Annotated in this window: 26 protein-coding genes; 15 read left to right on the top strand and 11 right to left on the bottom strand. The window is 34.6% G+C overall.

Translation table 11 applies throughout. The features are described from left to right. Positions 1–10: 10 nt before the first annotated feature. From M2372_RS10200 to M2372_RS10175, 6 genes are all read right to left on the bottom strand, one after another. On the bottom strand, positions 11–1,183 hold the full coding sequence (locus M2372_RS10200) for a M28 family peptidase (RefSeq protein ID WP_115972581.1): 1,173 nt from the start codon (positions 1,181–1,183) through the stop codon (positions 11–13). A gap of 213 nt (positions 1,184–1,396) precedes the next feature. Next, positions 1,397–2,575: a M28 family peptidase gene (locus M2372_RS10195; RefSeq protein WP_310473123.1), complete on the bottom strand. Its 1,179-nt coding sequence runs from the start codon at positions 2,573–2,575 to the stop codon at positions 1,397–1,399. Positions 2,576–2,638: 63 nt separating this feature from the next. Continuing rightward, positions 2,639–3,820 carry a M28 family peptidase gene (locus M2372_RS10190; protein ID WP_123319205.1) on the bottom strand — a complete coding sequence of 394 codons (1,182 nt, stop codon included), beginning with the start codon at positions 3,818–3,820 and terminating at the stop codon, positions 2,639–2,641. Between the two features lie 264 nt (positions 3,821–4,084). After that, complete coding sequence (rplT, locus tag M2372_RS10185) at positions 4,085–4,429, bottom strand: 50S ribosomal protein L20 (RefSeq protein ID WP_034694451.1); 345 nt, start codon at positions 4,427–4,429, stop codon at positions 4,085–4,087. A 122-nt stretch (positions 4,430–4,551) separates the two neighbouring features. After that, positions 4,552–4,749 carry a 50S ribosomal protein L35 gene (rpmI, locus tag M2372_RS10180; protein WP_034676300.1) on the bottom strand — a complete coding sequence of 66 codons (198 nt, stop codon included), beginning with the start codon at positions 4,747–4,749 and terminating at the stop codon, positions 4,552–4,554. 371 nt (positions 4,750–5,120) lie between these two features. Further along, a complete protein-coding gene (locus M2372_RS10175; RefSeq protein ID WP_123319204.1) occupies positions 5,121–5,942 on the bottom strand; it encodes an alpha/beta fold hydrolase in 822 nt (273 codons plus the stop codon). 367 nt (positions 5,943–6,309) lie between these two features. Here M2372_RS10175 and M2372_RS10170 point away from each other — a divergent pair, with 367 nt between their 5' ends. The 11 genes from M2372_RS10170 to M2372_RS10120 all read left to right on the top strand — a co-directional run bounded on the left by M2372_RS10170 (position 6,310) and on the right by M2372_RS10120 (position 15,832). Next, a complete protein-coding gene (locus M2372_RS10170) occupies positions 6,310–7,695 on the top strand; it encodes a hypothetical protein (protein ID WP_228455690.1) in 1,386 nt (461 codons plus the stop codon). Between the two features lie 248 nt (positions 7,696–7,943). Beyond that, positions 7,944–8,471, top strand: coding sequence for a hypothetical protein (locus M2372_RS10165; protein WP_228455689.1), 528 nt, complete (start codon positions 7,944–7,946; stop codon positions 8,469–8,471). 76 nt (positions 8,472–8,547) lie between these two features. After that, the gene (locus M2372_RS10160) at positions 8,548–9,000 is read left to right on the top strand and encodes an SMI1/KNR4 family protein (RefSeq protein ID WP_185018786.1); all 453 of its coding nucleotides are present in this window, start codon (positions 8,548–8,550) and stop codon (positions 8,998–9,000) included. A gap of 18 nt (positions 9,001–9,018) precedes the next feature. Then, the gene (locus M2372_RS10155; protein WP_123319200.1) at positions 9,019–9,414 is read left to right on the top strand and encodes a hypothetical protein; all 396 of its coding nucleotides are present in this window, start codon (positions 9,019–9,021) and stop codon (positions 9,412–9,414) included. 50 nt (positions 9,415–9,464) lie between these two features. Continuing rightward, complete coding sequence (locus tag M2372_RS10150; protein ID WP_123319199.1) at positions 9,465–10,274, top strand: DUF4274 domain-containing protein; 810 nt, start codon at positions 9,465–9,467, stop codon at positions 10,272–10,274. A 9-nt stretch (positions 10,275–10,283) separates the two neighbouring features. Beyond that, positions 10,284–10,988, top strand: a complete 705-nt coding sequence (locus M2372_RS10145; protein ID WP_123319198.1) for an SMI1/KNR4 family protein — start codon at positions 10,284–10,286, stop codon at positions 10,986–10,988. Positions 10,989–11,010: 22 nt separating this feature from the next. Next, positions 11,011–11,460, top strand: a complete 450-nt coding sequence (locus M2372_RS10140; protein WP_228455688.1) for a hypothetical protein — start codon at positions 11,011–11,013, stop codon at positions 11,458–11,460. A gap of 1 nt (position 11,461) precedes the next feature. Next, a complete protein-coding gene (locus tag M2372_RS10135; RefSeq protein ID WP_123319196.1) occupies positions 11,462–12,226 on the top strand; it encodes a hypothetical protein in 765 nt (254 codons plus the stop codon). Positions 12,227–12,272: 46 nt separating this feature from the next. Continuing rightward, a complete protein-coding gene (locus M2372_RS10130) occupies positions 12,273–12,821 on the top strand; it encodes a DUF4303 domain-containing protein (protein ID WP_123319195.1) in 549 nt (182 codons plus the stop codon). 171 nt (positions 12,822–12,992) lie between these two features. Continuing rightward, entirely contained in the window at positions 12,993–15,200 is a 2,208-nt protein-coding gene (locus tag M2372_RS10125; protein ID WP_123319194.1) for an ATP-binding protein, read from the top strand. A 2-nt stretch (positions 15,201–15,202) separates the two neighbouring features. Beyond that, a complete protein-coding gene (locus tag M2372_RS10120; RefSeq protein ID WP_115972567.1) occupies positions 15,203–15,832 on the top strand; it encodes a response regulator transcription factor in 630 nt (209 codons plus the stop codon). 345 nt (positions 15,833–16,177) lie between these two features. Here the strand turns inward: M2372_RS10120 and M2372_RS10115 are convergent, their stop codons facing one another. Continuing rightward, positions 16,178–16,744: a hypothetical protein gene (locus tag M2372_RS10115; protein ID WP_123319193.1), complete on the bottom strand. Its 567-nt coding sequence runs from the start codon at positions 16,742–16,744 to the stop codon at positions 16,178–16,180. Positions 16,745–16,849: 105 nt separating this feature from the next. Then, on the bottom strand, positions 16,850–17,923 hold the full coding sequence (locus M2372_RS10110) for a resolvase (RefSeq protein WP_123319192.1): 1,074 nt from the start codon (positions 17,921–17,923) through the stop codon (positions 16,850–16,852). 147 nt (positions 17,924–18,070) lie between these two features. On the opposite strand from M2372_RS10110, the gene M2372_RS10105 reads away from it, so the two are divergent. Further along, complete coding sequence (locus tag M2372_RS10105; RefSeq protein WP_123319191.1) at positions 18,071–18,634, top strand: hypothetical protein; 564 nt, start codon at positions 18,071–18,073, stop codon at positions 18,632–18,634. A 152-nt stretch (positions 18,635–18,786) separates the two neighbouring features. Here M2372_RS10105 and infC read toward each other — a convergent pair whose 3' ends face one another. Beyond that, positions 18,787–19,287: a translation initiation factor IF-3 gene (infC, locus tag M2372_RS10100; protein ID WP_172625635.1), complete on the bottom strand. Its 501-nt coding sequence runs from the start codon at positions 19,285–19,287 to the stop codon at positions 18,787–18,789. 152 nt (positions 19,288–19,439) lie between these two features. Next, positions 19,440–21,359 carry a threonine--tRNA ligase gene (thrS, locus tag M2372_RS10095; protein ID WP_115972563.1) on the bottom strand — a complete coding sequence of 640 codons (1,920 nt, stop codon included), beginning with the start codon at positions 21,357–21,359 and terminating at the stop codon, positions 19,440–19,442. Positions 21,360–21,438: 79 nt separating this feature from the next. On the opposite strand from thrS, the gene M2372_RS10090 reads away from it, so the two are divergent. Next, complete coding sequence (locus M2372_RS10090; RefSeq protein ID WP_123319190.1) at positions 21,439–22,626, top strand: DUF4932 domain-containing protein; 1,188 nt, start codon at positions 21,439–21,441, stop codon at positions 22,624–22,626. A gap of 22 nt (positions 22,627–22,648) precedes the next feature. Beyond that, the gene (locus M2372_RS10085; protein ID WP_123319189.1) at positions 22,649–23,623 is read left to right on the top strand and encodes a dipeptidase; all 975 of its coding nucleotides are present in this window, start codon (positions 22,649–22,651) and stop codon (positions 23,621–23,623) included. Between the two features lie 235 nt (positions 23,624–23,858). Here M2372_RS10085 and M2372_RS10080 read toward each other — a convergent pair whose 3' ends face one another. Next, positions 23,859–25,403, bottom strand: coding sequence for a hypothetical protein (locus M2372_RS10080; RefSeq protein WP_115972560.1), 1,545 nt, complete (start codon positions 25,401–25,403; stop codon positions 23,859–23,861). A 148-nt stretch (positions 25,404–25,551) separates the two neighbouring features. Between M2372_RS10080 and M2372_RS10075 the strand changes: the two genes are divergently transcribed. Continuing rightward, entirely contained in the window at positions 25,552–26,715 is a 1,164-nt protein-coding gene (locus tag M2372_RS10075; RefSeq protein ID WP_115972559.1) for a 2-isopropylmalate synthase, read from the top strand. Positions 26,716–26,735: the final 20 nt, after the last annotated feature.

Raw genomic sequence — 26,735 nt, 5'->3', positions numbered from 1 at the left:
TATTAATAGGTTATCTCTCAATCATAATATTTTTAACGAACGTCTGTTCCCCAACTTTTAAAATCCCTACATAAACACCTCTTTCCAAGGTAGAAACATTAATTTTAGTTTCATTATTCACTTTCAATAAAGTTCTTCCTGATATATTTGTTATTTCAAAGCTGAAATTTGCTGTTTTATCAGGCAATTCAATATTAAGAATATTGCTGGCAGGGTTAGGGTAGAGCTTTATATTTTCCAATGAGTTTTGTGGAGCTGTTTTATTTGCGCCTAAGGTTGTGGAAGCTGTTGCAAAATGCTGTAAAGCACCCACAGTAGCCTTTCCTATATTATAAACATAAACAGGATCTACATTCGCAAAAGTATCCTTGGTAGTATGAGGATAGCTGCTTCTTATTCTTTCAAAAAAACCGGTGATCACTTCACCCTTTCGTTCAAAAGGAATATAATCGGTGTCTTCAGCAGGATCTACAGCAGTCTGAAGCGGAGAATAGAGTGCTGTACAGTTTCTGAGCTGTTGGGTTACTGCAGCAGATGCAGCATTATTACTTGAAACACCGCCTTGGTCTTCATCACAGTATACGGTATTGTTGTTATTTCCTTTTACACCACCTACCTGATCCAGGTTGAAAACAAGTTTTATATCCAGTTTACGGACGCCGCCCTGGTAAGCAACATTATTAACATAATGACTGCTGCCTATCAATCCTTGTTCTTCTCCGGAAAAATGAATAAACTTAATAGAATACTCTGTAGGAACATTTTTCAATATTCTGGCAGCTTCCAGAATGATAGACGTTCCACTGCCATTATCATTTACTCCAGGTCCATAAATTGTATCGAAATGCCCACAGATAATCACATACTTGTTTGGATAAAGCGTTCCTGTTTTAGTAATGATTAAATTCTTTGAATTCGTTGAACCATAGGTAAAAGGACTTTCCTCAATCTGACTGGCAGTATATCCGTAAGACAGATATTTGTTTTTGATCCATGTTAAAGTATTTGCATTGGCTACTGATCCTGTCTTTTTTATACCCAGATTGCCGAACTCCTGAAGATTTGTAGTAATATTAGTTTGAGTAACCATATCAGCCCGGTCTTTATAAGCCTGAATAAAAGTTTGAGCACTCATAGCTTGCATAATCAGTGAAGTGCATAAAAATGTGGTAATTCTTTTCATATAAATTTATTTATTTGGTACCACGAATGTAGTAAATAAATCACAATAAAGTGTGTAATATTTTATGAATGCCATAGTATTTTATTTGGAATATATAAAATAGAGTAGTGATTCTGCAGAATGCTTATAAATACGGTTAATTGAAAACTAAACCCTTTGAAGGGTTTCAAAGGGTTTAATGTATTTAAAATGAAAATTGTTAAGGTTGAAAAATTACTTGGCAATAATAACTTTTCTTACCACAGTCTGATCTCCAGCTTTTATAACACCAACATAAGCACCATTTTCAAGACTGGAGACATCAATTCTTTTTTTATTGGAAGTTTTAAGGAGTGAGTGTCCCTGAAAATCTGTAACTTCAAAACTGAAATTTTTAACGTTAGAATCAGGAAATTGAATACTGATAAAATTTTTAGTAGGATTTGGGTAAAGCTTTATGTTTTCCAATGTATTTTTTGGACGAACTTCATCCGTTCCTAATGTTCCTGAAGCAACAGCAAAATGTTGTAAAGCACCAACAGCCGCTTTTCCTATATTATAAATATATACGGGATCTGTATTGGCAAAAGTGTCGTTGCCTGTATGCGGAAAGTTACTTCTGTTCCATTCAAAGAAACCTGTAATGGTTTCTCCTTTGTTTTCAAAAGGGATGTAATCTGTATTTTCAGCAGGGTCTACATCTGTCTGAAGTGTAGAATAGAGTGTGGTACAGTTTCTGAGCTGTTGAGTTACTGCAGCAGAAGCTGCATTATTACTGGAAACACCACCTTTATCTTCATCACAGAATACGGTATTATTATTATTTCCTTTTACACCACCTACCTGATCCAGGTTAAAAACAAGTTTAATGTCAAGAACACGGTTATTACCCTGGTAAACAACATTATTCACATAATGGAAACTTCCCAGAAGTCCCTGTTCTTCTCCAGAGAAATGAATGAATTTAATAGAATATTCAGTAGGTATCGTTCTTAAAATTCTTGCTGCTTCTAAAATAATGGAAGTACCGCTGCCATTGTCATTCACTCCGGGGCCATTGATGGTATCAAAATGTCCACAAATGATAACGAATTTATCGGGATACACCGTTCCTGTTTTCGTAATGATTAAATTTTTGGAACTGCCACCCCAAAAAGTAAAGGGATCTTCTTCCATTTGGTTGGCAGTATATCCATAAGAAAGATATTTGTTTTTAAGCCAGTTTAATGCATTGGCATTGGCTTGAGAACCTGTTGTTTTAATTCCCCAACCCGCAAACTCCTGAAGATTGGTAATAATATCCGTTTGGGAAACAGCATCAGCCCTATTTTTATAGGCCTGGATAAAACTTTGGGCTTCTATAGTATAGGTTGCTATGGCAGTTAATAAAAAAGCAGTAATTTTTTTCATCATACAATCTTTATTAGAATTATTATTACACTTCAAGGGAACAACTGATTCATTATTGAAGGCTGGTTATTTATCAATGATTACCTTCTTAATGATATGATTTTGAGCTGTTTTTACAGATACCATATAAACTCCTTTATTTAATGAGGTAGTGTCTATGTTCCGCTGGTTTTCTGTACGGAGTAATACATTCCCTGTCATGTCAGAAAGTTCAATATTGAAAGGTAGATTACTTTGAGGGAGCTCAACCGTTAGCAGATTCTTTGCAGGATTAGGATAAATGTTGACTGTCTCCAAATCCTTTTGTGCAGCAGTTTCGTGAGTTCCCAGAATGTCATTAGATGTAGAGGCAACGGCAAAATGTTGTAATGCACCTACAGCCGCTTTTCCTACATTAAACACATATACAGGATCGATATTGGCCAAAGTATCATCCGCAGAATGCTCATTATTACTTTTGATACGCTCATAAAACCCGGTAATTGTATATCCTTTTTCCTCAAAAGGGATATAGTCTGAGCTATAGGCATTGGAAATATAAGTCTGAAGAGGAGAGTAGAGGCCGGTACATACTGCCAGTTCCTGCGTTGCAGCAGCAGATGCCGCATTGTTAGCAGATTGCCCGCTAATATCTTTTTCACAGGTAATGGTATTGTTGTTATTTCCCAATTGACCACCTACCTGATCAATATTAAAGACAAGTTTAATATCCTGTTTCCGTACATTTCCCTGATAAGCAATATTATCAGCATAATGATAGCTGCCTATCAGACCCTGTTCTTCTCCGGAAAAATGAATAAATTTAATAGAGTATTCTGTAGGAATATTTCTTAATATTCTAGCTGCCTCCAAAAGAATAGAAGTGCCACTTCCATTGTCACTTACTCCTGGTCCTACTATAGTATCATAATGTCCGCAGATAATAATATACTTATCAGGATACACCGTACCTGTTTTAGTAATCACTAAATTTTTGGAATCGCCTCCCCAGAAGGTAAACGGATCTTCCTGTATCTGGTTTGCTGTATATCCATAACTAATATATTTATTTTTAAGCCAGTTAAATGCATTGGTATTTTCTGATGATCCGGTCGTTTTTACCCCAAGATTAGAAAACTCAAGAAGGTTGTTATTAATATTTGCCTGAGAAACCATATCCGCTCTGGTCTTATAAGACGGTATTAGATTTTGTGCTCCAATATGGTGTAATGCTAAGGATGTAAATAAAAAAACAGCTATTTTTTTCATTTATTCAATTGAATTATTTTTCAATTGCTAATATATGAATTAATCATTATTTATTTCGCTTAATTAGCTTTATTAATCGCTATTTAATTGATTTTTCAATAATGATTTATCTTGTTGTATTATTGATCTTAAAACTAATTTAATTTTCATCAGATTATCTAATTATCATATTATTTTTTATACCATGGAGCCATTAAGCTATATAAACAAAAAAATCCCGGAAAAATCCGGGACTTATATTGATAACAAAAATAGTATTCTACATTATTTTACTTGATCTACAACAGCTTTGAAAGCTTCAGGGTGATTCATTGCTAAATCTGCTAAAACTTTTCTGTTAAGCTCAATGTTGTTCTTTTTAAGAGCTCCCATAAATTGAGAGTAAGACATTCCGTGCTCTCTAGTTCCCGCGTTGATACGAGTGATCCAAAGTGCTCTGAAGTTTCTTTTCTTCTCTTTTCTACCACGGTAAGCATATTGCATTGCTTTTTCTACCGCGTTTTTAGCTACAGTCCAAACGTTCTTTCTTCTACCGAAAAAACCTTTAGCTTGCTTAAAAATTTTCTTTCTGCGAGCTCTTGAAGCTACTGCATTTACTGATCTTGGCATAATTTAAATTGTTTTTTTTGAAAAGGGCGGTAACAAATGTTACTCTTAATTGGCACCGTTTCAGGGTTAAAATTTTGAATTTGTTTTTGAATTCTTATAAACCGAATATAGATTTATAAAAACTACTTAATTGCTAATTGACGTTGAACGCTTTTCTCATCCACTTTAGCTACGTAAGAAGTAGTAGTAAGATTTCTCTTCTGCTTAGTTTCTTTCTTAGTTAAGATGTGGCTTTTGTAAGCGTTTTTTCTTTTGATCTTACCTGTTCCAGTAAGAGCAAAACGTTTCTTAGCACCTGATTTCGTTTTTAATTTTGGCATTGTTTTGCTTTTTTATTGTTTTTGTTATCAATATCTGTTTTGGCTACTCCTAAAGACGTTAGGAATAATAGTGTGCAAAAGTACGAAAAAAAAGTGATACCCGAAAGGAATTTTTAAGTTTCAGAGGAAGTCTCTTGTATTGATACCATGAATGCATGAATAAAAGAAATTCATGCATTCATGGTACTATAAATTTTTCTGTCTGAAATTTGTCGTTACAGGTGAGTTGTGAATGAATTAAATAATGATCATTAATAAATCCATCACATTCATAACGCGGATAAGTTCCAGTTGCTTGATCTATTTCATTGAAGAAATCAGTTAGGCTTCAGAAAAACTATCATCACATCAGGATAGCACACAGTGTATTTTTAAGATTTGATAAACTCCAAAAGATCTCTGTTGATGGTTTCTGCTTCTGTAGTAGGCATTCCATGAGGGAAACCAGGATAAGAAATCAGCTTTCCGTTTTTAAGTAAGGTAGCAGCTACTTTTCCCGTGGTTTCAAAAGGGACGATCTGATCATCTTCGCCATGCATTACCAGTACAGGTATTTCCACACTTTTAAGGTTTTCTGTAAAATCTGTTTCAGAAAAAGCTTTTACACAATCGTAATGCGCCTTAATAGAACCGCTCATTCCCTGTCTCCACCAGTTTCGCTGGATTCCTTCAGACACTTTTGCCCCTTCTCTGTTATACCCGTAAAAAGGGAAAGTTATATCAATAAAGAACTGCTGTCTGTGGTTGGCTGTATTGTTTCGGATATCATCAAAAACAGCAATGGGAACTCCATTAGGATTACTCTCATTCTGAACCATAATGGGCGTTACCGCACTTACCAAAACTGCTTTGGAAGCCCTTCCTTTTCCATATTTGGCAACATATCGGATCACTTCACCACCACCAGTGGAATGGCCAATGTGAATAACGTCTTTCAGTTCCAATGCCTCTACAATTTCTGCCACATCTGAAGCATAGGTGTCCATATCATGGCCATAAGGAGTTTGTTCAGATCTTCCATGTCCTCTTCTGTCATGGGCAATAACCCTGTAACCCTGCTCCAGAAAGAAAAACATCTGTGCATCCCAATCATCACTGGATAATGGCCAGCCATGATGAAAAAATAAGGTTTCGCCTTTTCCCCAGTCTTTGTAATAGATTTCTGTTCCGTCTTTTAGTCTTAGTGTGCTCATTGTTTTTATTTTTAGATTAGTTTATTCCACTTTTTATATTCACAAATGTAGATAGGAAATCTTCAGAATACATTGATGTAAGATAATAATTGATCGGAATAAAAAAAGCGGGCAAACCTATCATTAACGTTAATTTAACACCCTGAGATCAGGAAGACTATTAAAAAACGAAGTATGAAACAGAAACCGTTTTACCTGTTATAAAATATAGCTGATAATCGGGATTGTATTATGTTTTACACCTCTTTAATATTGATGAATATTTCGGAGTATGAAAACAATAGTATGTAGTATCTTTTTTATGTTAACCTCGGTTATGGCCTGTACACAGGAAAAAACAAACAAATCTTTACCAGATGCTTCAAAAATGAAGAATATAAATAGTGTCCCATTTTTAACCAGGCAGAAACTTTTTATGTACGTAGATAAAACAAGCCTCAAACCTGTCATCAATCAAAAATTCAAAAGCGCATCCGTATTTACTTCTACAGGTTTTGCTGTTGTTGTAAATGAAAAAAATGAATATGCAGCCATCGATGAAAATGGAAAGATCGTATTAGGCTTTTCAGCTGAAGAAATCAATTTGAATGTGATCAACGGGCTTACATTTTATAAAAAAGATATTGAATATGAGAAGAAAATGCCGGTCTGGAAATGGGATTGGAATATTATGGGAAGTGGCATTAAAAAAGAACAGACCTATCACAAAATAGAAATTGGAGTAGTAGAAAGTCAGCAAGTGCTACTCAGTGAAGATGTTCCATATTTAGAAGATAATTATTATCTCAACTTCATTTCTGTGGACGAGACCCATGTATTTTGGAACGGAACTCTTTATGAAGTTAAAAAGAACCGCTTACATAAAGTTGAAAACAATATTGCAGAGCTGTTAGAAAATAAACGGTGGCTCAAAGGCTCAAATGAAGAATTTTCAATGTATGGATTAAATCAAAAAAAAGCAATTCACAGCGGATTAAAAGGCTCTGAAACCCTTTCAGTAAAGTTTGAAAAAGAAGCCATAACACTGAATGAAGTCAATAAAGAACGGTATGCTCCGGAAGTACCTAAGCTTTTAGCAGATAACAAAACCAATGATGTTTACATTTTCCCACAATATGAAAAGGTATTTCCCAGGAAAATTACAAAAGCAACATCTTCGCATATTGAGTTTATTAGAAAAACTTCTTTAGTGTATTCGATCACCAATTCCCCTTATTTTTTATTGGGTGTTTTTAATTATGATCATGACATTTGGGCTTATAGCTGGCTTTATATCGATACTGAAGGGAATATTACGGATTCCATTGGTAGCTATGATTTTAAAGTCTTGGACCGGGTCGGAAATTTGGTGTGGCCAGATAGAAAAATGATTTTGCCCGATGAGTTCATTAACAAAGACTGGAAATTCGGAAAAATAAAATACTATAGCGGAATGGAGGACTGCTACCTTATCGCAATTGAAGATGAAAAGAAACGGAGAACCATTGGATTGTGGAACAGCCGTGAAAAGATCTGGGAAATAAAACCTCAATACTATGATATTTCAGTTTTGGATACTGAGAAACAAATCTATGCACTTCAAAAAGAACAAGCCGGATTGTATACACTTTTGGACAATAAGACTAAGAAGAGTATCGGATCAAAAGCTTATAAGTCTATTAATTCAGAAGGGATGGTGAGTATTAAAAATACTTTAGGAGAAACTGTGTATTATTATATTGATGTGTATTCAGGAAAAGAATATAAAGAATGATAAATATTGCCGGAAGCTGGAAGAAGGAGGCTGGAAGTTACCTTCTGTCATAATTAGCAATGATCATTTTGTAATTAAATTACTTTAAAAGATCAACTATTATTCTTTATGTTCATCATGACTTCCTTCTTCCAGCTCCCCGCTTCCAACTATTGCATTCTAACCCATTAAAAACCACTGTTATCAGGGATATTTTGATCCCACATCTTTGATTACCTTTAATTCGAAGATTTATTAAAGATAAGAGGGTGAAACATTTCGTGATTTTAACTTCATTTTTTGCATTGCTAGGGTGTAAAAGCAATGCTCAGAAATTGCAGGTGACTTCCATCTACACAGAACCGCAACGGGTTACCAAAGAGATTCCTGAAACAGGGAGAATCCAAACATATACAACTCGTAAGGCGGTTGTAGAGCGCCTTAACCCAATGATTTTCATACTTTCAAAAAATGCTGAAACGCTACAGTTGCGAATACAGGGAAATATCAGTTCCGGTGGACATTCTGTTCATCAGGTGAGAAAAATTCGTTTTGAAAAAGGAGAACGAAATGGTAATACCATTACACTACGATATTACGTAGAGATCAAAAAGATTCCTGGTAAAGAAAGTGCTGATGTGAGTGGATATAATTATACAAAAGATGAAATCTACAAAATACCGGATGGTGTTAAGAGCATAAGAATTGAATTGTACGAAGATAAGATCAATACTCCATCAGATACAAATCCACAGCTTATTGCTCATCAAACCTTTAATTTCTTTGTAAAAATCTAATGACACTATTAATAGGTTTAGTCTATCTCCGGATCTTATGATAAATACACCGAATATAAATCTCAAAAGAAAGATTATGCTTGAAGAATTTATAAAACTGATTAAAAAAGCAAAAATACTGGATGAAGATCCTAAATTTTATGGATCCAATTCCGAAGAAAATATCAGCAGAGTAGAGAATGCTTTAAAAATAAAATTTGATGATTTTCTGAAAGCTTACCTGCTTGAATACGGCGGTGGCGGAATTCCTGACCTGTTGTATACCAATGGAATTTTACCTGAAAATCCATTGAGTGATAATCAGTACACATTTTATGGAGCCACTGTTTATGCACGGCAGGAGTTTCAGTTACCAGATCATTTTTTAGTTATAAATTCCAATTTTCCGTCCGATGTTTTGGTTTTAGATAGCCATTCCGGAACAATTTACAATTATGAGATGTACTCCAAAAACAGAAGCTCAACATTGTATCCTAATTTTGAAAATTATCTTTTAACAGAATGGGAAGCTCTTATTGAAGAATATTGAATCAAACATTAGATTATTATGATGAAAAAAAAGTTGGCAAATCCACCATCAGATAAGCGTGATCGTGAACTGTGGATGCAGCATGGAGTAGGTTATATTGTTTTTGAAAATATCCGGAAATATGCAATTGGTAACATACCGTCAGAGATAGATAAAACCCTTCGTGAAGCTCATTTGAAAGCTATTGATAATACTATTTATGGAATGATGATGCAAATGGACGGAATTTTTAATCCTTTAGAAAATGAAAACTACCACTTAGCACTACAAACCAATATTGTTTTATATAAAGATGGAGAAGTGATTGAAGAACTCAACACTCTTGATGGTGATGGAATGTGCATGGGATTTCATGGGTGGATTGATGACGATTTTGGAAATAACGAAATTGTAATTCCAATCCCTGAAAAATGAATTCTGATTAAAAGAATAGCTACAGTAGCCAATCACTAAAAAAAGATGTAATGATAAATCTTACCTCAGAACAACAAAATTTTATCAACGATAACTTCTACGAAGACATTCTGCAAAATGAGTTGAAAGAGTCAAAATTCAAACAATTAACAACGTCTGAAGAATTGCATTATCTTGCTACTCAACATAACTGGGATGATGGGGTGAAAGTTTTACAATGGATTGCAGAAAGCCCTGTTTGCTCTGAAGCAACTGCCTTGGAGTTATTTTGGTTGGCACAGCCGCAGGATTTCCAACAGTATGCATTAGATGACACACTCAAGAATGAATCTCAAAATGAGGTATTTACCCTTTTGAAAATACTTCTGAAAAATTATCCCAATCATTTTTATCAAAAAACAGCGATTGAGTTTGATCCTACATCATTTTGTAACAGCGAATTTATGATTCCTGACTGGATTTTTCAAAAAACAAATGGCGAAGAAAGTTATATATATTATGAAGAAAACGATGTAGAAGTATGGTTTGACAGGGAGTGGGAAAACAATATCAGATGGGCTAAGTCTACAATTGAACTATTCAACATTGCTTATTTTATAGAGGAACCTGAATATGCAGCATTGATATTACAGAATCGGTTCTGTGACAAAGGAACTGCAGGGCTGGTATTCTGGCGATTGTATACCGAGTGTTCTCTTTATACCTATACAAACACAATGCTGCAGGGAATTATTAATAAGATTGAAAACAACCATTATCCCGAAATATTGAGCTATAACCCACAAACTGATGAGAAAGTTGATTACAAAAAGAAAAAAATAGCTTGGGAACTCCCTGAGATTTTTAGAAAACCTGTTTAAAACATATCTATGAACACTTTACAAGACTTAGAAAAAGAATATAATTTTACCTATCCCGAACTCTACAAGCAATTGTATACTGATAAAATGCTTGATTGGGGGGCAGAAGGAAACGGCTGGTATACCAATGTTTTTCCAATGCTCAAAGAAAATCCACCTTTGCTTTTATTTGGAAATGATATTGAGATCTGGGATCCTATTGCTTATCATCACGGAATCAGAGAAATTATCAACCATGAAGTGTATGATATTAATCCTAAATACAGGATGGTTCCCTTCGCTAAAAATGGGGCAGGGGATTTGTATGTTTTTCAGTTCGATATGGAGGTCAGTGGTGAAGTTCCCATTACGTTTTTTGGTCATGATTCAGATGCTGAAATTTTAGCTAAAAACCTTCAGGATTTTATCTTTAGACAACTTTTAGAATCTTTGACAGAAATGGATGAATATTCTATGTTTGAAGGAGATTCTGAAGAAGAAATCAAGATTCATCTGCAAAACCAACTAAATACACACCGGAAATATTTAACTCCAAAACAAGTTGAAATTTTAGAAGATATTTATAAACGTGATATGTTTGAATACACCTATAAGACTTCTAATGGTGGTGAATTTGAAGCTAAAGGCATGTTGACTTTTGATGAACTGGAAAAAATTATTAATAAAGAAATTGCTTTTGAAAAACTGAACCAAAGATTCGATTACTTTGAATAAGTAACTATAAAGAATGATGACAATGAAAAATATTTTTGTTTTCCCATTTCTGTTTGCGGTGTTGATTACAGTATTCAGCTGCAAAGAACCTGAACGGAAAAAAACAAACTTCCCGAATTATCTGAAAAATACCGAATGGATTGTAAATGAAGGCGGACTTATCACTCCGGATGGCGTGAAAACCTATTATATGTCTCCAAGAGATACGGCTTTGATCTTCAACTTTCACGCGGTAAACTTTTTGGATGAAGAAAAATTCAAAAGCTATGATGCCTGGCAGTGTGGAAATGATTGCTTTACAGAAATACATGGAAGGTATTATTTCACAGAAAAGAATCAAATACAAATGGAAATCGACAGTATGAGTAAGTCTGAGTTCTGCGATGCACCAACACAGATTTTCAAACCATCAAAAAATATGACTTTTGATCTTACAAAAGAAGGGAAACAGTTAAAGCTAACAAGAAAATAAAATGACAGATTTAATAAAAATTTTTCCGGAATATGAAGATGTATTTCATGATGATATTGAAAATCATAAAAAATATTTTCTTCCGATTTGTTCAATTAATTTAAAACTTCTGAATCCATTAGAAGATCATTGGCTGCATATTGTTTCTGTAAAGGAGATTTACGATGGCTGTGTTGGGGAGAATACACCGGAATATCATACAGAATATACCAAAGCGGATATGTTTGGTTTTGATGTGATTGATGGTAAATATAAATTTGATGCAGATTGGAACTATTTCTCAGTAGATACCGAGATTTCTCCGGAAGATTATGGAAATAAATATTCAGACCTAGAGATTGAATACAACATGAATGAGGCCATGTATCAATTGAAAAAAGAATATTACCAAAAACAGAATAAGCTTTATGATAAAGACAACGATCGACCGGGCTTAATGGTAGATGATATTCGTCGTTTAGAACGTTTACGCCAACTTACAGTTGAAGATCTGGAAAAAGATAATTATTCAGAATATCTGGAGGAACGTCTTCAGAAGAAGATTTTTGGAATTTTTGACGAGCTGAATACGGCAGCTCTTCCGTTAGAAGAAACTCACTTCGGTGGAGATAACCTGATTGAGAAGCCATATAAAAATGATAATACAGTAATGGATTATATTGGATGTTTAGAAGGCTATGATTTTCAAAATGCATCAGCAGATCTATTGTATTTATTCTATGACAAAGAACTTAGAAAAGCGGTTATTTGTTTAGAATACACATAATCTGAAAGAACTGACAATTGAAAATTACCAGGTAAAAGTATAAAGAATGGAATTATGGCATAAGCAAAATCTTGATCAACTAATAGGTAGAATAGTTGATCAGTTTTTGTACTTGTATAAAAAATGCACAGAAAATAATGATGAAATATATGGAATGACCATTCACTGCAATTCATTTTGTATAACCTCATATCTGGCTGTTGCATCACATAGTCAATTAAAAGAAGAATATGATGAGTTAAAGTGGCAACTTGATGAATGGGTAATTACAGTTGATGATGGTGTTTATGCGGATGATTTTTTAGATCAATTTAATAAAGATATTAGAGACTATTTTGGAGAAATAATGCTGCCAAAACTTCAAAATGGAGCTGATGAAAAAGAAGAAACTGAAAAGAATATACAGTTTTATATAGTAGGAATGAAAAAAGCTAAAGAGTCATTAGTTAATATTTTAGGTTTAGAGATTGAGAATATTGTATTCATTTTATCGGTAGATGAGCATCCTGATGTAGCACTACGTTCGGCATTAGAGATAAATTCATACTCTGATTCCTTACAAGAATTTGTTGAATATAAAAATCAGAACAGCTAAACTATCAGGTTTTTTACATAAGTAATTTTCTTTTGCAGGTTTGAATTCTTAGATTGATTAGGCATAAAAGAAAGCTGAAAAAAGCCATTAATTACTCTTAATAGCTTCGCAGGTATTTTACTTATATTTACGTTCTTTACCACAATAAAAATTAATAGAGATAAGGTTTTGATGTACAGGTTATTATTGATGTTCACTTTATGCATTTGTCCGTTTTTCGCTTATGCACAAGATGTTTTAAGCAAATTAGAGAAGGAATATAATAATGCTTCAGACAAACCAACAGAGCAGTTGAGCCTGGCTCCTAAATATGCTACGGCCTTATTTTTCCATAAATTTAAACCGGAATCCTATCAGATTTTAGCCCATAACATTTCCATTGCAACAAAGCAGAGTGATGGGAAATATGCTACCATTTTGTATGCTGTTCAGGCAATGAATTACAGACTTGACAATAAACAAGCAGAATCTTCAAAAAGTCTGGACATGGCCAGGATCTATAGCCTAAAAACCAATAGTAATGAAGCTAAAGGCTATATGGAATATGCTAAAGGCTGGATTCTCACGCGTAATAATAAAACCACAGAAGCTGTTACTGCTTACCTGAAAGCAATTAATTATTATGAAAATTCACCAACGACTTCTACATTGTACGGAAGATTCGGAAATGTAGCCAAAGAATTATCCACTATTTATTCTAACCTGAATGAATATCAGCTGGAAGAAAAATACAGCAAACAGTTTCTATTGCTAGCTTCCAAACAAAACGATCCCAATCTTATTTTCGATGCCTATATGCGAATGGGCTATATGTACGAACAGAAATATGCTCAAAGTCCCTCAGATATACAGTTGAGAAACAAAACAGAACAGTATTATCTGCAGGCTATTGCTACTTTCAACAAAAATAAAGGATCTATGCTCAATAAGAGCAATCTTTCTTATGCAGCCATTAATTTAGCCAATTTATATATCGAATTTAACCCGGATAAGGCAATGCAATACGCTCAATTAGCCAACAAGGTGAGTCTGGAGACCGGTGATCCTATTCATATTGCTTCTTCATTTGGGATTTTGGCAGAGCTGGCCATTCAGGATAAAAATTACGATTTGGCAAAATCTTATTTCCTGAAAGCCTCTATGGAAATTGGAAAAAGCCCTGTCAGAGATCATAATATAGAATTATCTATTCTTGAATCTTTATCGCGAATCAGCGAAGAACAGGGCGATTATAAAGATGCATTGACTTATTATAAAAGATATGTAGATCAATACAAAAGTGTTTATGATCAGGAAAAACTGGATATTACCAAAAGATTAGAGTCACAGTTTGAAAAAGAACGACAGGAACAAAAATATATAAAGCTGCAGCTTGAAAGTGATAAAAAAGCACAACAAATTAAACTGATCAACATTCTGCGTGCACAGCGCGAACAGGTATACAATAACTTAAAACTGGTAGAGGAAAATCAAAGGGAACGTCTAAAGTTTTCAGAACTTGAATCAGAGAAAAAAGAACAGCAGCTTCGTCTGGCAAAACTGGAAACCCAGCAAAAGAACAACGATATCAACAGTTATAAAAAGCTGTTGGCCTTCAAAGAAAAAATTAACACCTACTATATTGTTTTTATTTTCATCTTCATCATCCTGATTTTCCTATTGCTTTACGCCTATAAACAACGGGTAAAATCAATTAAGCAAAGAGACGAATTACATGCCTTAGCCATGGAAAAAGAAAAACAAAACTCCAAGATCTCTACGCTTACCGCATTGCTGGAAGGGCAGGAGCAGGAGCGTGGCCGCCTGGCGCGGGATCTTCACGACGGATTAGGAGGTTTACTTTCAGGAACGAAACTTCAGTTGTCTATTTTGAATCCTGATCAATCTGAAAACATAGAAGAAGGGATTTCAAAATCAATTAATCAGATTGATGGTGCGGTAGAAGAACTGAGAAGGGTAGCCCATAATTTAATGCCTGATTTACTAATGAAATACGGTCTGGTAGCTGCTATTCAGGAATTTGCTTCCCGAATGTCTAACAGCGCATTAAATATTCATACCGAATTTATCAATTACCAAAATTCTTTATCAGAAGAAAAACAGCTGCTTATTTACAGGGTCATTCAGGAATTGGTTAACAACGCCATAAAACATGCTAAAGCCACTGAAATTATTATTCAGATCAGTGAAGAAGAGAATATATTGCATCTTACTGTAGAAGATGACGGTAAAGGATTTAACCTCTCCGACTTAGACTTTAGAAAAACAGCAGGTTTTCATAATATAGAATCAAGAATACAATTTTTAAAAGGAACAATGAATATCAATTCCCAATTAAATATTGGGACCAGTATAGAACTTCAAATTCCTACCCATTAAACATGATAAAAGTAGCCATAACAGACGATCATCCGCTTCTATTGGAAGGGTTGAAAAATATTTTAGGAAATAACGAAAATATAGACGTTGTAGATTGCTTCAAAAATGCTTCAGAGATGAATGCCGGTTTGAAAAAACAGACAGTCGATATTTTACTCTTAGACATCAATTTAGCAGATATCAACAGCATAGAACTCATAAAACCATTAAAGAAAAAATATGAGAACCTTCAGGTTATTATGCTTAGCGTTCACAATGAATTGCCTGTCATCAACAGTACTTTAGCAGAAGGAGCATTAGGATACATTCAGAAAAATGCTTCAGTTTCCGAAATCCTGGAAGGGATTAATACCGTATATGCCGGTAACCGGTTTTTATGTTCGCAAACCCGTTCTGTTTTGGAGAAAAAATCATCAGACGGCTTAAGTCAGGTACCTAAACTGACGCGAAGAGAAAAGGAAATTCTGGCTGAAGCAGCAAAAGGATTGACTACCAATCAAATGGCCGAAAAGCTTTTTATAAGCCCGCATACCGTAGAAAGTCACCGAAAAAATCTTATTGAAAAATTCCAGACCTCTAATCTGAGCTCAGCCATTAAACTGGCTATAGAATATGGTTTGATTATCGAATAATCTATTGATAAGGAAGCGCAATCTGTGGGAGCTTAAACATAGGTTCTCACAGATTGTACAAATTTCACAGATGATATTGAAAACATTCTGGATAATTACTTCAAAATCTATGTCTTTATATGGTTAAATACCTTTAACGCATCAAAAACTACCGCTTCATCAGAATCGATAAAATCGATTCAATTCTTAGCTTTAGCCATTGGCTTACCTTACCTTTTCCTCTTAAAGATCTTAATGGTTTAATATATTGCAAAACTTTAGCCATATTCAAACAACAAAAAGGCCTGCTTACATCGTAAAAGCAGACCTTTTCTATATATAATCAAATAATTAGGTGTGTAATCTTTAGTCTTTGAATCTCAACGCAGCCTGGAATAGGTTTTTCTTTCCTGTCAAATCGTATTCTTTATTATATTTAGGCTGATACATCAATAGATAAACTCTTCCGTCAAAATCTTTTAAATTGATAGTTTGATCCACCATCACATCATAAAACCTTGTAATGGTTCGCGTAGCTGTCCATTGTTTTAAGTTGCCTTTAGGGTTTTTATCAAACCTGTGATCTTTTACATCTGTATAATACCAGTATGATGGTGCAGAATCCATTAATAATAGTTCTTTATCCTTGTTATAAAGTTCCTCTGCCATTCCTGTACTCTGAAACCATGGAACCTCCGTATTGAAAATACCTAAAGCCCCTGCATAGATATCCTTATCCGTTGTAGCTCCTACTAAAAAGCCTTCAAGATTAGTAGCCGTAAACTCAAATACAAAAGGTGATTTTTTCAGATCATAAACATCATTTACAGGTTCAATTACTTTTCCATCCTGCTTAATAACTACTTTTAAAGCTTGTGCGAAAGTCATAAAACTTAATAGACAGAAAAGGAATGTCAAACTTATTTTTCTCATGGTATATCTTTAAATAACTGCTGCAAAGATATTGGACTTTACACCCACAAACACTGGCTGATTTCAGGGGTTTTTATTTGATTCCAGGCTCAAATACAGTTTCTCTTAAAACAGATTATCCTTCAGCTGAATTTTTATAAAAGCAGTTTTTTGCTTTTTACCAGGTGCTGCTGCTGAATTAATAGGATACACTTCAGCATAAAAAGTTTTATCATCCTTCCAAAAGGCCTTCGTTTCGTTAGCAATTTTAAAATTGGTAAAGTTTACATACAAAAGGTTTTCTTGATTATGGGCTTGTTCCAGATATTTATTGATCTCAAAATTGCTTCCTACATCACTATTTGAAGAGATTGAAGAAATCCAGTTTTTTCCTGGAAGAATCTGAGGATATCCTCCTGTAAACAAAGCAAAATCAGCTGTTGATTTTACATTATAAAAAGAATAGTACGTATCTATGGTCTCTACGGAATTTTCTTTGAAAACCTCCAGGTGCAGATAAGGAGACTGTCCAATATATTCATTGGATAAAGTTCCGTCTTCTGTAGATACATTTTCATGTTGTGTAATCACGGTTTCTTTAGAGGTATCCGTATAGATCCAATTTTCGCCTTTTAATTTAATCTGAGGATTCTTTACTAAAATTTCATCAATTCTATTTTTAGAAGCTGTTATAAATTCCTGTTCCGAAATTTCGTTGATTGTACCATATTTACTGAATGATTTATTTTTTAAGTCCTGAGACTTCTTCAAGGTACTGCTTCTGATCTGATAAAGATCTACACCTTTTAAAGTAAGGTCAAATGAAGCCGTGAATTCTGATTTCAAAACAAAAGCTTCAATACTGTTTGAAATATTGTTGTTAATGCTGTAATGAATAGAGTAGAAGTCATCAAACTCTTCAAATCCATAATAATTATCGAACTTATTATAAGCTATTTTCAGATGGGCAGCGTCTTTATTCGGAGATATAAAAAACTGTACAGAATCCAGCTTGGTAGAGAGTTCAAAAGGGACCTCCTGCACATTATCTACTCCTTTTATCTTTTTAAAATCAGCAAATGTTATTGTTTTCTGGCTAACTTCAGTTTTTACATTATGTGTTTCTGATGTTTTATTTTGTGGGTTACATCCCATCAGAACCACTGTAGATGATATGAAGAATTGGTATAAGGGTTTCATTTTTTATTTTTTGACAAATGTATCGGTATTCAGATGAGTGGGCAACAAAACCCCTGAATATGGACAATAAATGGCTGAAAACAGGGATATATTGAATGATGAATTTTAGGCATTTTTGCAAATGATAAAACTAAGTATTGATTGCAGATGAAAAACGTAATAACCAGCTTTTCAGTTGCGGTCGCTTTATTGGCTTCCTGTTCACCTTCTACAGAGAAAAAAGGGAACAGAGCAGATGCTGCGGTTGCAAAAATAGATACCGTTTCCAAACCTATCCCTAAAAAGGATACTGTTTCAGCAATAGAAGAGATACCGGAAGATTTCTCGGCATTGGTTCCTATTGATGTATTGAATACAAAAAGTACAGATGTATATGAGAAATATGGTATAGAGTTCTCTGGAAACTGTTATTCGTGTGATTTGGCAAGTCTGTCCATAACAAAGAATAAAATTGAATGGACCAATGTCTGTGATGAAAAGGATGCTTTTGAAATTAATGATTTTTCATTTTCCGGCGAAGGAAATAAGATGATTGTAAAAACACCAGAGAGAATCTATATTTTAACTCAGATCGATAAGGCACCCGTTTATGAGCTGGCCGTAGAAGGACAGAAACTCGAATTAAAAAATAAAAGAGTAGCAAAATATTTTACGACCCGAAAAGCTTTACCGCTTTTTAAAGAGCATAACTGTGGTGATTTTGAAGGATAAAAACTAAGACTAACCTGTAGAAATGGGGGGCAATACAAATGATGACTACATAGCCCCTCTTTCTATTTCTGATGAAACGATACCATGAAAATTTAAAATAAAAAAACCTCAAAATAATTTGAGGTTTTTTTATATGTAAAATAATGACTTAATTATTTTGCTGGTTTTTTAGGACTCATCATCATAATCATTCTCTTTCCTTCAAGCTTAGGAAGTTGATCTACTTTACCCACATGCTCCAGTTCCTGAGCAAGTTTTAAAAGCAAGATTTCTCCCTGATCTTTAAAGATAATCGAACGTCCTTTAAAAAATACGTAGGTCTTCAATTTAGAACCTTCTTCAAGGAATTTTTCAGCATGCTTCTTCTTGAATTCGTAATCATGGTCATCCGTCTGAGGTCCGAAACGGATCTCTTTCACCACCACTTTTACTTGCTTAGCTTTAAGTTCCTTCTGTTTTTTCTTTTGCTCATATAAGAATTTTTTATATTCTAATATTCTTGCAATAAAAGGTTCTGCTTTATCAGAAATTACTACTAGATCCAATTCCTGTTCCGCAGCAATCTGTCTTGCTTTGTCAATTGGATAAATTCCTGGCTCTACGTTATCGCCCACCAAACGAAGCTCTCTCACACGAATTTTATCGTTGATCAAGTGTAAGTCCTCCTGTACAGGACGTCTTTGTGGGCCCCTGTTGTTAAATCTTTGTGCTATTGTATTATAATTTTATTGGTTAACTACTTATTGATATTAAAAGATTGAGAGATTTTGAAATTAATAATCTCTCAATACCTTATTTTAATTTATTAAATGGCAGCTTCCTTTTTGAAGTAAGCTACGAAATCTTCCATATTCATTACTCCAAGGTCTCCTTCACCACGTCTTCTTACAGAAATTGTACCATCCTTTTCTTCATTTTCTCCTACTACAAGCATGAAAGGAATCTTCTTCAATTCAGCATCACGGATTTTTTTACCTGTTTTCTCGTTTCTGTCATCAATCTGACCGCTAATATCGTGATTTTCCAAAAATTGTGAAACTTTTTTTGCATAATCTACATACTTTTCACTGATTGGTAGAATAATAAACTGATCCGGGCTCAGCCATAATGGGAAATCTCCGGCAGTATTCTCCAATAAGATTGCGATAAAACGCTCCATAGAACCGAAAGGAGCTCTGTGGATCATTACCGGTCTGTGCTTCTCATTATCATTTCCGATATAGTGAAGATCAAATCTTTCCGGTAAGTTATAATCTACCTGGATTGTTCCAAGCTGCCATTTTCTTCCCAATGCATCTTTCACCATGAAGTCAAGCTTAGGACCGTAGAATGCAGCTTCACCGTATTCAACAACTGTTTTTAAGCCTTTCTTCTGAGCAGCATTGATGATCGCGCTCTCTGCCTTTTCCCAGTTCTCATCAGAACCGATATATTTTTCTCTGTTTTCAGGATCCCTTAAAGAAACCTGAGTCACAAAATCTTCAAAACCTAAAGATTTGAAAACATAAAGTGTGAGATCAATTACTTTTTCAAATTCTTCAGAAAGCTGATCCGGAGTACAGAAAAGGTGAGCATCATCCTGAGTAAATCCACGAACTCTTGTTAATCCGTGAAGCTCTCCACTTTGCTCATATCTGTATACAGTACCGAATTCCGCATATCTTTTCGGAAGATCTCTGTAGCTCCATTGTGAAGTCTTGTAGATCTCACAGTGGTGCGGACAGTTCATAGGCTTCAGCAGGAATTCTTCTCCTTCATTCGGAGTTTTAATCGGCTGGAAGCTGTCTGCTCCATATTTATCCCAGTGTCCGGAAGTTACATACAATTCTTTGGCTCCAATGTGTGGAGACATTACGAATTCATATCCTCCTTTCTTCTGTGCATCAGAAAGAAAATTTTCTAATTTTCTTCTTAAAGCTGTTCCTTTTGGTAACCAAAGAGGTAGACCGGCACCTACTTTTTCAGAAAATGCGAAAATACCAAGTTCTTTACCCAGTTTTCTGTGGTCTCTTCTTTTAGCTTCCTCTAATCTTTCAAGGTATTCCGTAAGTTCTTTCTGTTTAGGGAAAGAAATACCATACACTCTTGTTAATTGAGGGTTCTTTTCATTTCCTCTCCAATAAGCTCCTGCAGCATTTAAGATCTTTACAGCCTTTACAATTCCGGTATTCGGAATGTGCCCTCCACGACATAAATCTGTGAAGTTATCATGGGTTACAAAAGTGATTTCTCCATCGTTCAGATTAGAGATCAGTTCCACTTTGTAAGGGTTGTCAGCATATGTTTTTAAAGCATCTTCCTTTGAAACAGGATATAATGAGAATGTAGATCCTTTTTTTGCATTTTCAAGGACCTTTTTTTCAATCTTTTCAAAATCTTTTTCAGATAAACTTTCATCCCCGAAATCTACATCATAATAAAATCCGTTTTCAATTGCCGGACCAATAGTCAGCTTAGCGTTAGGATAAAATTCCAGGATAGCCTGCGCCAAAAGGTGAGCAGAAGAATGCCAGAAAGCTTTCTTTCCAAGATCATCATTCCAGGTCAAAAGTTGTATCGTAGAATCCGTGGTTATAGGTGTGGTTACTTCTACTTGTTTATCATTAACAATTGCGGAAATGGTATTTCTAGCCAATCCCTCGCTTATAGATTTTGCCACATCTAGAGGAGTAACTGCTCCTTCGAATTCTTTGACACTATTGTCTGGAAGTGTAATTTTTATCATTGTTTACTAAAAAATTTTAAGATGCAAAAATACGCATTTTTTACATAAAATACTATATTAGCCCTATTAATATTTAATAATGAAAAAGATCTTCTTCGTTTTTGTCTCACTGACTTCTACATTAAGTTTTTCCCAGAAAAAAAGCCCTAAATTTTCTGTTGCCTACAACAAGAATATTGAAACATACTTCCTCGCAGAAATACTTTCAGCAGATCATCGTAAACATAATAAGGATTTTGAACTCTATAAAATAAAAGAATGTTCTGCTTATCAGCTTGTTGTGAAAAACGCATTAAAGAAATATGAACAATTGAAGAACTCTGATATTGCGGTTGCAACGGCAAGGATCAATGATCTTTTGCTGGAAAAATACGGTTCAGGCAATGATATTCTGATGAAACCTTTACTGTACCATAAAGAATTTCCTTCCACGGAATGGATCAATGAATACCGGTATGACAGCAATAATCTGACAAAGGAACAGAATGAAGAAGTTACCCGATTAATTAAAAATTATTTTTCTGAGCTGTCAAAATTCTACAATAAGGAAAATATTGAACAGTTTTTTGCCGAAAACAAGTCGTTTTATGATGGGGGAATAAAAGAATACAGCCAGCAGATACCGTCCGGCTTTACCAATGCAATGGAAGGCTTGTATGGTGAAGCATTTAACTCTTATACTGTTCTTATTTCACCCATGATGATGTGGCCTATTGAAGATAATGAAGGCAGAGGTATTGGGACAGATGTTATTTTAAAATCAGGAGCTCAAAATATCTATGAAATAGCAAGTCCTTTTGTGAAGGTACAGAAAGAGGGACAATTTGGGTATGACAATCAGTTTCAGGCAAGATTTCTCAGTGTTCATGAGTTTGGGCATTCTTTTGTAAATAAGGAAGTGTATCAATATAAAGATGAGCTTGAAAAGTTTAAAGATTTGTTTGAAAAATCAAACTTAAAGGAAACAATGATCAAAACAGGAGGTTATGGTGACTATCAAACCTGTGTTGCTGAGCATTTGGTGAGATTGGGAGAAATTGAGACGGCAAAAATCCAGAAAGATTTTGAAAGAGCCGAAAAACTGAAAGAATATCATTTAAAGAATAACTTCATTTTTATTCCTTTATTAGAAGAAAAATTGAAAGATTATAATTCCAACAGAAAAAAATACAAGAAATTCGGGGATTTTGTCCCGCAATTACTGGAGATTTTTGAAAATACAAACATTGAATTTATCAATAATGCTTTAACTCAAAACAAGAAATAAAAGCTATAAATTGCATCCTACTATGAATACAATAAACATTGATCTGCACTGTGACCTGTTATATTATTTACTGAGGTCAAATTCAACTATTGACGACAAAGAACTGGGATGTTCACTGCCTTATCTACAGGAAGGAAATGTAAAACTTCAGGTAATGGCCATGTATGCCGGAACCGGTGAAGGAAGTACAGCTTACGGATTGCAGCAAAGCCAATTGTTTTCTGAACTGATCAAAAATGAAAACTTTTTCCTGTTTGAAAATGAAAACTATAAAAACCCGGAGAATGAAAACCGGGTAGGAGTGATTGCATCCATTGAAAATGCATCTGCTTTCTGTGACGAAAATGAAAGCCTGGAATCAGGATTTAAGAATCTGGAAGCCATTATCGAAAATACTCAGAAAGTACTTTATATCGGAATTACCCATCATTCAGAAAACCGTTTTGGAGGCGGAAATAATGCTACTGTCGGACTAAAGGAAGACGGAAAAGTCTTGATTGATTATATTGCTGACCGGAAAATTGCCATAGATCTTGCGCATACAAGCGATCAGCTGGCTTATGATATTTTCAGTTATATCAATCAGAGAAATTATTCAATTCCTATTCTGGCAAGCCATTCCAATTACAGAACCATTTATAAGAACAACCGGAATCTTCCTGATGAACTGGCAAAAGAAGTGATCAACAGAAATGGACTGATTGGCCTGAACTTCATTAAGGATTATGTAGACCTGGAGGATCCTGAAAGACTTTATGAACACATCCAATACGGACTTGACCTGGGGGGAGAAGACAACATCGCCTATGGAGCAGATTATTTCTATTGGAAAGATCATCCGGACACCTCACGTCATCCGTTTTTCTTTGAAGAACATTCTAATGCATCGGTTTATCCATCTATTAATAAAGAAATTGAACAGAGATTCTCTGCTGAGCATGTAAAAAAGATCAGTCATCAAAATGCCTTAAATTTTATAAAAAACATTTATAAATAATAGAATTAGGTTTAAAAATGAATAAAAAATGTTTCGGCGGGCTCTTTGAGCCCGCCGAAACATTTTCACACCCTTCATCAGGTAAGTTTACCTGCTCACTCTTAGCTCCTTAAAAATATCCAGCCACCATCATAAAACTTTACGTATAAATAAAAAACCTCACGCAGATCAAGCAATATCGCATATTATAACTCCAATAATCTGCTTAATCTCCGAGATCAGAGAGAAAAATTCATTAGCCTTTCCTCTTGTATCTCACTTTCTGCTTAATAATCTCGATTACATCTACATTCTGAACCTTAGATTTTATCCACCCATGGATATCAATATAAAATAATGATCGTCTATAGTATTCATTGTGAGAAAAATCTTCTAACTTCTTATCAAAAATCTCAAAAGCCTTCTGTCTTTGATCCGGTAACTGATTATTCACATTTTTAAAAAACTGAATGCTTTCAAAGTGAAATTCCTCAGGTTTTTTCATCTTCCGGGCAAATTTCAGAGTAGAAGCAATGAACTCATCATAATCTTCATCATTTCCGGATTCATACTTGGACATCAGAATCAGAATTCGAGTGTGAAACAACAGGTCTTCCTGTACATTTCCCTTCGATTCTATAACTCTCATAGAGTATTCAATCGACTTTTTGTACATCTTGCTTCCAAAGAACATGGCAGCCATTTTAAGATAAAGGATCATAAAATGGTGCTCATCAATTCGTTCTCTAAGTTTTTCCATTTTCAATTCGATTTCAGGAATAAGCTTGGTTCCTGTAAAAAACTCACCTTTAACAAAATGAATGTTCATCAGCGTATTGTAATGCGTAAGGAAAATAAGGGACTGAAGATTCTCATTCTGAGAAAAATTTTCAGCATTAACTCTTATATTAAATTCCTTAAAATTCTCCTCCAGAATATCAATATTTCCGTACAGAAACAGGATTTTCAACAGATAAGTATTTCCTTTAATATACCAAACCGGATGGCTGAAGATCATTTCCGGACTTTTATGAAACAAATCCACCCATTGATAAGCATATTTCAAGGTGTATTTATAATCCTGTAACAACTGATTTTTCCAGACATGCGCTTTAAAATACCATAGTTTCTCTGTAAAATTCAGCTTGTCGAACCTTATATTTTTAATATGAGAATTGAAAATATCCAGAATTTCTTCACGATCTGTATCATTTTTTACATAACCATGAGTCAGCATTTCACTGTATAATTTCAGAGAAAGGTTGGATAATTTTGTAGTATAACGGTTTTGTTTGCTTAATTCCTGGGACTGTCTTATTAGCTCCTCCGCACGCCCTTCAATACTTCTGGTAATGAATTGGGATTCAATTACTTTTTCAAGGTCTATAACTTCGGAGGCGATACTTTTTTCATCCAATTCCAAAGCCGTCTGTTTGGTTTTGTCAAGGATCTTTAAAGCCTGTTTGTAAAGCCCTTTCTGGTACAGAATATTGGCAAAATCCAACTGTTCCCGGAGCTGAATTCTATAATTCTGATGACTGGGGTTCATGCGGAGGCTTACAAGAATTTGTTTATAAAGATGTGCTTTAAGATTAGAAAGCTGTTGTTTCGTAGATATTTTCTTCTCGATAATTATACTTTCATCATACTCTTTCATCTTATCCATTTCAGCAAATAAAAGCAGAAATTTAGCATCTACATTAATTCCGAGACGGTTCACATATAACTTAAACTGTCGCTTTTCGGAAGTCGTCAATGACTTTACCAATACAAACAAAAAATCTTTCTGCAATTCTGCCATTGTAAATTTTTAAAATTTAAATAATTAATTATCAATAAGATAAAACTAATTCTTCAACTGTTGAATATTGTAATTTTCTGGAAAACTGAAAATGAAAAAATATTGCAAGCTGTAGTTTTGAATCAAAATTAAGTAAAAAACTTCATTTATGAATTCCGAAAAAATTGAAATTTTTGATACCACACTACGAGATGGGGAGCAGGTTCCTGGTTGTAAACTGAATACAAAACAGAAACTGATTATTGCTGAAAGGCTTGATGAATTGGGCGTTGATATCATTGAAGCAGGGTTTCCTATTTCCAGTCCTGGAGATTTTGAATCCGTTTCTGAAATTTCAAAACTCGTACGAAATGCAAAAGTATGCGGATTGACAAGGGCAAATAAAAAAGATATTGATACTGCTGCTGAAGCTTTAAGGTTTGCAAAGAAACCAAGAATACACACAGGAATCGGTACTTCCGATTCACATATCAGATATAAATTCAACTCAACAAGAGAAAATATTATAGAACGTGCAGCTGAAGCAGTAAGATATGCCAAAAACTACGTAGAAGATGTAGAATTTTACGCTGAAGATGCGGGAAGAACAGATAATGCTTACCTGGCACAGGTTTGTGAAGCTGTAATTAAGGCTGGTGCTACCGTTCTGAACATTCCTGATACTACAGGATACTGTTTACCGGAAGAATATGGCCAGAAAATAAAATACCTGAGAGAAAATGTAAAAGGAATTGAAAAAGCAGTTCTGTCATGCCACTGTCATAATGATTTAGGCTTAGCTACTGCAAATTCTATTTCCGGAGCCATCAACGGAGCCCGCCAGATCGAATGTACGATTAATGGATTGGGGGAAAGAGCAGGAAATACAGCCTTAGAAGAGGTCGTCATGATTCTGAAGCAACACAAACAGTTGAATCTCCATACAGACATCAATTCCAGAATGTTGAATGAACTGAGCACTATGGTTTCAGATCTAATGGGAATGTCTGTACAGCCTAATAAGGCCATTGTAGGAGCCAATGCATTTGCTCACAGCTCAGGAATTCATCAGGATGGCGTGATCAAAAATAGAGAAACTTATGAAATTATTGATCCGGCTGAAGTGGGTGTAAATGCTTCTTCCATCATTCTTACAGCCAGAAGTGGACGTTCAGCATTAGCTTACCGTTTTAAACATATTGGTCATGATGTCACCAAAGATGAATTGGATTACCTGTATCAGGAATTCTTAAAAATAGCAGATCTTAAAAAGGAAATCGGTAATGAAGATCTGGCTTTGATCATGGAAACATGCAGCAGAAAAATAGGATAGGGTTTGATTTAATTCAAGAT

Origin of the sequence: Chryseobacterium sp. BIGb0232 (genome assembly GCF_024810195.1) — a bacterium.
Lineage (GTDB): Bacteria > Bacteroidota > Bacteroidia > Flavobacteriales > Weeksellaceae > Chryseobacterium > Chryseobacterium pennae.
Note: the sequence above shows the minus strand (reverse complement) of the source record. Positions and strands in the feature narration are given on the sequence as shown.

Coding starts and splice junctions, on each gene's coding strand:
- M2372_RS10080 (WP_115972560.1), bottom strand. CDS start 25,403: ATGGCAGAATTGCAGAAAGATTTTTTGTTTGTATTGGTAAAGTCATTG.
- rpmI (WP_034676300.1), bottom strand. CDS start 4,749: ATGCCAAAATTAAAAACGAAATCAGGTGCTAAGAAACGTTTTGCTCTT.
- M2372_RS10130 (WP_123319195.1), top strand. CDS start 12,273: ATGGAATTATGGCATAAGCAAAATCTTGATCAACTAATAGGTAGAATA.
- M2372_RS10125 (WP_123319194.1), top strand. CDS start 12,993: ATGTACAGGTTATTATTGATGTTCACTTTATGCATTTGTCCGTTTTTC.
- rplT (WP_034694451.1), bottom strand. CDS start 4,429: ATGCCAAGATCAGTAAATGCAGTAGCTTCAAGAGCTCGCAGAAAGAAA.
- M2372_RS10160 (WP_185018786.1), top strand. CDS start 8,548: ATGCTTGAAGAATTTATAAAACTGATTAAAAAAGCAAAAATACTGGAT.
- M2372_RS10120 (WP_115972567.1), top strand. CDS start 15,203: ATGATAAAAGTAGCCATAACAGACGATCATCCGCTTCTATTGGAAGGG.
- M2372_RS10135 (WP_123319196.1), top strand. CDS start 11,462: ATGACAGATTTAATAAAAATTTTTCCGGAATATGAAGATGTATTTCAT.
- M2372_RS10110 (WP_123319192.1), bottom strand. CDS start 17,923: ATGAAACCCTTATACCAATTCTTCATATCATCTACAGTGGTTCTGATG.
- M2372_RS10195 (WP_310473123.1), bottom strand. CDS start 2,575: ATGATGAAAAAAATTACTGCTTTTTTATTAACTGCCATAGCAACCTAT.
- M2372_RS10200 (WP_115972581.1), bottom strand. CDS start 1,183: ATGAAAAGAATTACCACATTTTTATGCACTTCACTGATTATGCAAGCT.
- M2372_RS10145 (WP_123319198.1), top strand. CDS start 10,284: ATGAACACTTTACAAGACTTAGAAAAAGAATATAATTTTACCTATCCC.
- thrS (WP_115972563.1), bottom strand. CDS start 21,359: ATGATAAAAATTACACTTCCAGACAATAGTGTCAAAGAATTCGAAGGA.
- M2372_RS10075 (WP_115972559.1), top strand. CDS start 25,552: ATGAATTCCGAAAAAATTGAAATTTTTGATACCACACTACGAGATGGG.
- M2372_RS10175 (WP_123319204.1), bottom strand. CDS start 5,942: ATGAGCACACTAAGACTAAAAGACGGAACAGAAATCTATTACAAAGAC.
- M2372_RS10190 (WP_123319205.1), bottom strand. CDS start 3,820: ATGAAAAAAATAGCTGTTTTTTTATTTACATCCTTAGCATTACACCAT.
- M2372_RS10090 (WP_123319190.1), top strand. CDS start 21,439: ATGAAAAAGATCTTCTTCGTTTTTGTCTCACTGACTTCTACATTAAGT.
- M2372_RS10140 (WP_228455688.1), top strand. CDS start 11,011: ATGAAAAATATTTTTGTTTTCCCATTTCTGTTTGCGGTGTTGATTACA.
- M2372_RS10115 (WP_123319193.1), bottom strand. CDS start 16,744: ATGAGAAAAATAAGTTTGACATTCCTTTTCTGTCTATTAAGTTTTATG.
- M2372_RS10170 (WP_228455690.1), top strand. CDS start 6,310: ATGAAGAATATAAATAGTGTCCCATTTTTAACCAGGCAGAAACTTTTT.
- M2372_RS10085 (WP_123319189.1), top strand. CDS start 22,649: ATGAATACAATAAACATTGATCTGCACTGTGACCTGTTATATTATTTA.
- M2372_RS10155 (WP_123319200.1), top strand. CDS start 9,019: ATGATGAAAAAAAAGTTGGCAAATCCACCATCAGATAAGCGTGATCGT.
- M2372_RS10105 (WP_123319191.1), top strand. CDS start 18,071: ATGAAAAACGTAATAACCAGCTTTTCAGTTGCGGTCGCTTTATTGGCT.
- M2372_RS10150 (WP_123319199.1), top strand. CDS start 9,465: ATGATAAATCTTACCTCAGAACAACAAAATTTTATCAACGATAACTTC.